Below are 7,894 nucleotides of genomic sequence, written 5' to 3' on the forward strand. Positions count from 1 at the left end.
GCGGGATGAGGCTTTCGGCGGGGGACTACCGCCGCTTGCGGCGACGCAGGCCCAACAGGCCCAGCAGACCCAGCCAGGCCGGCGCCGGGGCCGCGCTGCAGCCGCCGCCGGCGAAGGCGCGCGTCTCCACCACCGTCCACCGGTACTCGGCGGGGGAGGCGTCCACGTTGCCCGCCTCGTCGGTGGCGCGGACCCGCAGGACGTGCTCACCCAGGCCGACGTTGTAGGTGTCCTGGCAGGGGCCGTAGGGGCGCCCATCCAGGCTGCACTCGTACCGGACGTTCTGCTCCGTGGCGGAGTAGGCGAAGGGGGCCTCGCCCACGTCGGCGCGGGCCGGCGGGCTGCGGCTGAACGACGTGTCCGGCGCCTGGGTGTCGATGCGGAAGGTGTCCGCGTTGGACTGCGGGCTGTGGTTGCCCGCGGCGTCGGTGGCCGTGGCCGTCACGGTGTGGGTGCCGTCCGCCAGCGGCGTGGCGGGCGTGCACGTCCAGTGGCCGCTGGCGTCCACCAGGGCGGTGCACACCACCGTGGTGCCCTCGCGCACCGTCACGGTGGAGCCGGGCGTCCCCGTGCCGCTGATGGCCGGGGTGTTGTCGTTCGTCAGCGAGCCGTTCTCCGGCCCGGAGATGACGGGCGCCGCGGGCGGCGTCACGTCCAGGGTGAAGGGCACGGGGACGGACGGCGCGCTCGTGGCGCCGTTGCCGTTGGTGGCCACCGCCACCACCTCGTGGGGCCCCTCGGTCATCGGCGTGGCGGGCGTGCACGTCCAGTGGCCGCTGGCGTCCGCCACGGCGGTGCACACCACCGTGGTGCCCTCGCGCACCGTCACCGTGTCACCCGGCTCCGCCGTGCCGCTGATGGCCGGCGTCAGTGTGGGCAGGGTGGCGCCGGAGGTGGGGCCGGTGATGACGGGCGTGGTGGGCGGCGTGCGGGTGATGACGATTTCGACCTCGGGGGCCGTCTCCGTCACGCCCAGCGTGGTGGTGGTGAGCACCACGTCGTGCGGGCCCTCGGAGATGTTGCCCAGGTTGCACGTCCAGTGGCCGCTGGCGTCGACGACCGCGGTGCACGCGGGCGTGGTGCCGCCATCGACGTAGACCTCGATGGTGGCGCCCGGCGTGCCGTTGCCGCCGATGGTCGGGTCCGACGTGCCGCCCGGCGTGGGGTCGGTCAGCACGGGGATGAGCTGGCAGATGGACAGCGAGTCCACGCGGTAGGTCGACGACGTGTCGGAGTTGTTGTTGGTGGCGCAGTCGGTGTCCACCAGCGCCACGCGCACGTCACCCGTCACCGCGTCGAAGTCGCGGTGCTGGGTGAAGCCCCGCACCATGGCCTCGTCGCGGGTGGCCGCGCCCGGGCCGCTCGCCGGGACGTAGCCGAGCGAGAACTGCTGCGCGCCCGCCGCCGTGGCGTGGTTGAAGCCGAAGACGCCCGGGTACCAGTTGGCCCCACCCGAGTAGGACACCGCGCCCGCCACGTAGCTGGCGCGGAAGCGGCCCGGCACCGTCAGCGCGGCCTGGACCTCGCCCGCCGGCAGCGACGGGGTGGTGACGCTCGTCACCTGGGTGCACTGGTTGCGACCGTTGCGGGTGTAGAACGCGTGGATGTCCGCGTTGTGGCACGCCGAGCCCGCCTCGACCGCGCAGGTGGCGCTGCAGCCGTCGCCGTTGGTGGTGTTGCCGTCGTCGCACGCCTCGGAGGCTGCCTTGACGCCGTCGCCGCACGTCACCGCGCACGTCGACGGGTTGCCGGTGCAGCTGTAGCCCGCCTCGATGGCGCACGCCGCGCTGCAGCCGTCACCCGCCGTGGTGTTGGTGTCGTCGCACTGCTCGCCCTCGTCGATCATCCCGTTGCCGCAGACGTTCGCCAGGACGCAGCGGTCCGTGTTGGGGTTGCAGACGCCGCTGTCGCAGACGCCGGACGCGCTGCACGGCTGGCCCACTTCCCACAGGCAGCGGGGCGAGCAGGTGTCGCCGCTCTCCAGGTTGCCGTCGTCGCAGACCTCGGTGCCCGCCACCACGCCGTCACCGCAGGTGGTGCGGCAGTCGCTGGGCGTGCCGCTGCACGAGTAGCCGGGCTCCACCGCGCAGGTGGCGCTGCAGCCGTCGCCGCCGGTGGTGTCGCCGTCGTCGCACTGCTCGCCGGACTCCACGGTGCCGTTGCCGCAGGTGTTGAAGCACACGTTGCCGGGCGGCGGGCAGCGCCAGCCGGGCTCCACGCCGCAGGTGTTGCTGCAGCCGTCGCCGTTGGTGGTGTTGCCGTCGTCGCAGGCCTCGGCGCCCGCGCGGATGCCGTCACCGCAGAGGGTGGCGCAGGTGCTGGGCGCGCCCGAGCACTGGTAGCCCGCCTCCACCGCGCAGCCCTGCGAGCAGCCGTCGCCGTTGGTGGTGTTGCCGTCGTCGCACGTCTCGTTGGCGTCCACCGTGCCGTTGCCGCACGTGGCCTGGCACACGGAGGCGCCGCTGGAGGGCCGGCTGCACGAATAGCCCGGCTCCACGGAGCACTCGGTGGCGCAGCCGTCGCCGGAGGTCAGGTTGCCGTCGTCGCACTGCTCGCCCGGGTCCACCGTGCCGTTGCCGCACGTCTGGGCGCAGGGCTGGCCCACGGTGGGGCAGGAGTAGCCCAGCTCCAGGGTGCAGGCGATGGAGCAGCCGTCGTTCGCGGTGGTGTTGCCGTCGTCGCACAGCTCGCCCGGGTCCAGCCGGGAGTTGCCGCACAGCGGGGCGCAGGTGGAGGGGGCGCCGGTGCACTCGTAGCCGCGCTCCACGCGGCAGGAGGCGGAGCAGCCATCCGAGTTCACCACGTTGCCGTCGTCGCACTGCTCACCCGCGTTGATGACGCCGTTGCCGCACGTCGCGACGCAGGCCTGGCCCGGGGTGGGGCAGGCGTGTCCGGCCTCCACGCGGCAGCTGGCGTCGCAGCCGTCGCCCGCGGTGAGGTTGCCGTCGTCGCACTGCTCGCCCGGGTTGATGGCGCCGTTGCCGCACGTCCTCGCGCAGGAGCTGGGCGCGCCGGCGCAGCCGTAGCCCGGCTCGATGCCGCACGTGGCGCTGCAGCCGTCGTTGTTGTTGGTGTTGCCGTCGTCGCAGTCCTCGCGCACGGAGACCACGCCGTCGCCGCAGCGGTCGTCGAAGGCGTCCACGAACAGGTAGCGGAACGCGTTCGGCGGGCTGGTCTCGTTCTCGTTGCACAGCTGCACGCGGTTGAGGCCCGTGCGCCACGCCGCGTTCGTGCCCAGCTCGCGGATGATGTTCTTCTGCCACGGCTGGCCGCCGGGCGCGCTGACCACCACGGGCGTGATGCTGGTGCCGTTCACCTGCGCGCTCTCGAACTCGTTGTCGTTGAAGGTCGCCAGGCGCATGCGGAAGTTGGCGACGGTGGTCGTGGAGGGGATGAGGAAGTCCTGGTAGACGCAGGTGGACGTGCCGCGGGACGCCATGTAGCGGGCCGTCTGCAGCTCCTGGGGCCAGTCGTTGGCGTTGCGCACGCCGGGCGTCGCGCCCACGTTGTCCTCGACGTAGAACCAGTGCGAATCCACGCCGGACTCCAGGCGGCGGTTGTTCTGGTCCACGCCGGTGTTGAAGAACACCACGCCCGCGCGCACGCAGCGGCTGGGGTTGCCCGCGCAGGCGAAGCCCGGCTCCACCTCGCACAGGCGGCTGCAGCCGTCACCCTCGACGCGGTTGCCGTCGTCGCAGATCTCCTGGTCGAAGTTGGGGTACTGGCGGTTGTTGGAGGCGCCATTGCCGCACAGGGACAGGTCGCAGTCCGCGGTGCAGCCGTTGGTGCCGGCGGCGGTGTTGCCGTCGTCGCACGCCTCGCCGGTGTTGATGACGTTGTTGCCGCACAGCGACGCCAGCGAGCACGGCCGACCGGGGACGTGACACAGGTAGCCGTCCTCGATGGCGCCGGTGGCGCTACAGCCGTCGCCGCTCGTCGTGTTGCCGTCGTCGCACTGCTCGCCCACCTGCAGCCGGCCGTCGCCCACGAGCGAGGCGGACTGGCTCACCAGCACCTCCTCGGCGGTGGGGACGGGGGCGGGCGCGGGGTTCTCCTCGCAGCCGGTGAGGACGGTGAGGAGCGCGAGCGCGAGCGCCGCGAACGGACGGGCCGTGCGCGAGCGTCCGGTGCCCAGGGGCTCCCGACAGGGGGATTCGATGACACGCGTATTCATGGGTTAGCGAGCCTCACTTCTCGATGGTGTCGGACTGCGGAGTCCCGTGCTGGGTCTCCACGCCCTCGGCCTGGCCGACGATCTTGAACTCGACGCGACGGTTCTGCGCGCGTCCGGGCTTGGTCTTGTTGTCCGCGATGGGCTTGTTGGGGCCGTGGCCCTCCGACGCCAGCCGCTCCGGCGCCACGGACTTGCTCACCAGGTACTTCACGACCGCCGCCGCGCGGCGCTGGGACAGGTCCAGGTTGTAGTTGGCGTCGCCGGTGTTGTCGGTGTGGCCCTCGACGCGCAGCTTCTCGATTTCGGGGTGGGTGGCGAGGATGGAGGCCACCGTGTCGAGCAGCTTGTGGCTGCGGTCGCTGATGGCGTCCTTGCCCTGCTCGAAGAAGACGGACTCGAGGATGCGGATCTGCCCGACCTCGATCTGCGCCAGCTGCTTCTGCTTGCAGCCCTTGTTCTTCTCCGTGCCCGGCTCGTCGGGGCAGTTGTCCAGGCGGTCCACGATGCCGTCGCCGTCGCGGTCCTTGTCCGGGCAGCCGCGGTTCTCGCGGGGGCCCGCCTCGTTCATGCAGGCGTCGCGCGCGTCGGCCACGCCGTCGCCGTCGTTGTCGGGGTCCGGGCAGCCGTCGGTGTCCTCGAAGCCGTCCAGGTCCTCGGCGTTGTTCGGGCAGGCGTCCTTGGAGTCGGCGATGCCGTCACCGTCGGAGTCCGGGTCGTCCGGGCAGCCGTCGGTGTCCTCGAAGCCGTTGAAGTTCTCCGCCTGGGTGGGGCAGCGGTCGGCCAGGTTGAGCAGGCCGTCCTGGTCGTCGTCGCCGTCCGGGCAGCCGTTGAGCTGCGCGAGGCCCGCGGTGACGGGGCAGCGGTCCGCGAGGTTCTTGATGCCGTCGCCGTCCGCGTCCAGGTCGGGACACTGGGCGGGCTCGTGCGGCTGGCCGGCGATACATGCGACCGCGGCGCGCGGGTCCGCGCCGAAGCTCACGCCCGCGAGCACGCGGAACTCGGGCGTGCCGGGCGTCTGGCCGAAGCCCGGGCCGCCCATGACGTACAGCTCCGTGCCGCTGGCCATGGGCTGCGAGCGCAGGCCCAGCAGCACCTCGACGGACTCGGGCGCGTCCGCGACCGGCAGCGTGCCGCGCACCACCAGCTCCTCGCGCAGGCCGAACAGGTTCGCGCTCACGTTGACGCCGCCGTTGAGCTCCACGCCCAGCTCGTCGCGCAGCGGGTCCGCGCCCGGGGTGAGCGCGTACTTCTTGGTGCGCACCAGCGCGCCCAGGTCGGCGCCCACGCGCCAGCCGTCACCCAGCTGCTTGCCCAGGCCCAGCCGGGGAGAGAAGACGAAGCCGTCGTCCCGGGTGAGGGCCGCCTCGCTGCCCAACGGCAGCGCCACGCCCAGGTGCAGGCCGACGTCCAGCGGTCCGCCCCGGCGCTCCGACAACAGGCCCGCGCGCGCCTGGACCCACGGCGTGCCCAGCGCGCTGGACTCCGGCGCGCTCAGCCCCAGCTGCCGCGTCTCCGGACCCCACTGCGCGACGATGGGCACCTGTGCGCCCAACTCCAACCAGTCCGTGAGGGCGTAGGCGCCGCTCAGGTGCACCGTCACGCGGTTGGAGACGATGACGCCCTGGCGCTCGTCGTTGCGCAACAGGACCAGCGGCTCGCTCTCGTAGTGGGCCGTCAGGCCCAGGCGGTAGTCGCCCGGGTCCAGCAGGTCGCCGGTGGACAGCACCAGGCTGTCTCGCGCGCCGGGGTTGAGCTGGAGCCGCTCCAGCTCCAGGCCGGGGACGCTTCGCGTCTGGGCTTGGGCGGACATGGCCCACAGCACGGCGAGCCCTCCCAACCAGGGATGATGCCTTCTCGAATTCAAGGGTTCCTCCACGACCGCGCGCTTCTCGAGGCGCGCGGACTTCCACTTCAGATGGACGGACGCGCGGATTGCACGTCACGGGCCACCCCATCATGGAGGGAGGAAACCCGGAGGCGGAAGCAACTCTGACACGTCAGGCCCGCCCCTGACGCCGGAGCGGACCCGCCTGACGTGTCAGGGGGGAAAGCGGGTGGGTGTTTCCCCACCCGCTGAGAAAACGCGACGGCTAGCGCAGCGGCAGGTCGAGCCAGGACGGCCCGCCGAGCGTGAACGTCGCGCCGGTGGTGTTGGCGTCGAAGTAGAGCGGGTCCTCCGTGTCGACGACGAGCGCGAGCCGGTGCAGCACGCCCACGTCGTACGCCGTGGCCGGGAACTCGAGGTCCAGGTCCAGGGGCTTGTTCGGGGTGGCGTTCGCCCACGAGAGGGGGACGTGGTTGATGAGCGTGCCGTAGTCGCCCACCAGGTCGTAGAGGTAGGCGACGACGGTGCCGGACGCGGTGGTCGGGGTGATGCGCAGCCGCAGCTTGGTGATGCCGCGGATGGACACCTCGTTGGTGACGATGCCGGAGGTCCACACGCCGGCGTTGAGGCGGTTGACGCCGGGCAGCCAGACGATGGGCGCGATGCCGGTGAGCGCCTGGAGGCCGTTGGTCAGGAGCGCGATGCCCGCGTCCGCGGAGGTGTCGTAGCCGGACCACACCGTGCGCGAGCCGGTGTCGGTGGGCGTGCCGCCCAGCGTGCCGGTGCCGTCGAGCAGGCGGATGGCGCCCAGGCCCAGCCGCTGCGTGCTCTTGGAGACGGCGGCCCACGAGGCGTAGCCCTCCACGTCGCCGTCGTACGTGCGCAGCACGAACGGCGCCTCGCTGCCGATGCCCGTGTTCACGCCCGCGACATACTGGTCCATCCAGCGCGAGAAGCTGGTCCACACGTGGTTGGGCAGCCCCAGCAGGCCCAGGCCCTCGACCACGGCGTGGTCACCGGGCGCCAGCTCCAGGCGCTTGGGGCCGGACAGCTGGCTGACGAAGGAGACGAGCTGGTTGGGCGGGAAGAGGCTGTCGCCGTACGCGTTGGCGATGAGGATGGCGGGCTTGTTGGCGTTGATGCGCTGCAGGTACGTCGCCGCCGAGCGCACCTTGCCCCAGGACTTGACGCCGTCGATTTCGCGGTTGGCGAAGTAGTTGTCGATGGAGGTGCGCAGCTCCGGGGACGCGCGGCCCAGCAGGCGCGCCGCGATGTCCAGCAGCGCCACGGCCTGCGGGCGCCGCGTCTCGCCGCCGTAGAGTGACGCGACCAGGTCCGTCCAGCCCGACAGCGCCGCGACCGCCTTCACGCGCGAGTCGAAGCCGGCGGCGATGAGCGAGATGCCCGCGCCGTAGGACACGCCCGCCAGGCCGATGCGCGCGCTGTCCGCGCTCGTGTTGGCCAGGGTCCAGTCGATGACGCGCGAGGTGTCCGCGATGTCCGTCGGACCCGCGGTGTCGATGCCACCGCCGGACGCCCAGAAGCCGCGCGGCGTGTACGAGACGGCGACGTAGCCGCGCTCCGCGAGCGCCTTCGCCTGCGCCAGGTACTCCAGGTCGTTCAGCCCCCAGCTCGAGACGAAGATGACGGTGGGGTAGCGACCGGACGCCTTGGGCGCGATGTAGTTCGCCTTGAGCACCACGCCGTCGGCGACGTTGATGTCCACGAACTGGAAGCCCGTGGTGGGGACCGCGGCCGTGACGGCCCGCGCGGTCAGCGTCCGCACGGGCAGGGCGGACGCGGCGACCGGTACGAACAACGACAACAGGAGGAGGGATTGCAACCAGGTGCTGCGGGGGGGGATGCGCTGCGCCATGGATTACCTCACGACGTGA

Annotated in this window: 3 protein-coding genes; all 3 read right to left on the minus strand. The window is 72.2% G+C overall.

Annotated elements, in window-relative coordinates; all coding sequences use genetic code 11:
• Nucleotides 1–25 precede the first annotated feature (25 nt).
• The 3 genes from LZ198_RS15505 to LZ198_RS15515 all read right to left on the minus strand — a co-directional run bounded on the left by LZ198_RS15505 (nucleotide 26) and on the right by LZ198_RS15515 (nucleotide 7,875).
• Entirely contained in the window at nucleotides 26–4,174 is a 4,149-nt protein-coding gene (locus tag LZ198_RS15505) for a DUF4215 domain-containing protein (RefSeq protein ID WP_253972734.1), read from the minus strand.
• Nucleotides 4,175–4,187: 13 nt separating this feature from the next.
• Nucleotides 4,188–5,984, minus strand: a complete 1,797-nt coding sequence (locus tag LZ198_RS15510) for an OmpA family protein (RefSeq protein WP_253972789.1) — start codon at nucleotides 5,982–5,984, stop codon at nucleotides 4,188–4,190.
• Nucleotides 5,985–6,264: 280 nt separating this feature from the next.
• The gene (locus LZ198_RS15515) at nucleotides 6,265–7,875 is read right to left on the minus strand and encodes a CocE/NonD family hydrolase (RefSeq protein ID WP_253972735.1); all 1,611 of its coding nucleotides are present in this window, start codon (nucleotides 7,873–7,875) and stop codon (nucleotides 6,265–6,267) included.
• Nucleotides 7,876–7,894 lie beyond the last annotated feature (19 nt).

The sequence above is a fragment of the Myxococcus dinghuensis genome, from assembly GCF_024198235.1.
GTDB lineage: Bacteria > Myxococcota > Myxococcia > Myxococcales > Myxococcaceae > Myxococcus > Myxococcus dinghuensis.

Bases quoted from the DNA above. Each gene is read 5' to 3' on its own strand.
- LZ198_RS15515 (WP_253972735.1), bottom strand. From the start codon at position 7,875: ATGGCGCAGCGCATCCCCCCCCGCAGCACCTGGTTGCAATCCCTCCTC.
- LZ198_RS15505 (WP_253972734.1), bottom strand. From the start codon at position 4,174: ATGAATACGCGTGTCATCGAATCCCCCTGTCGGGAGCCCCTGGGCACC.
- LZ198_RS15510 (WP_253972789.1), bottom strand. From the start codon at position 5,984: ATGTCCGCCCAAGCCCAGACGCGAAGCGTCCCCGGCCTGGAGCTGGAG.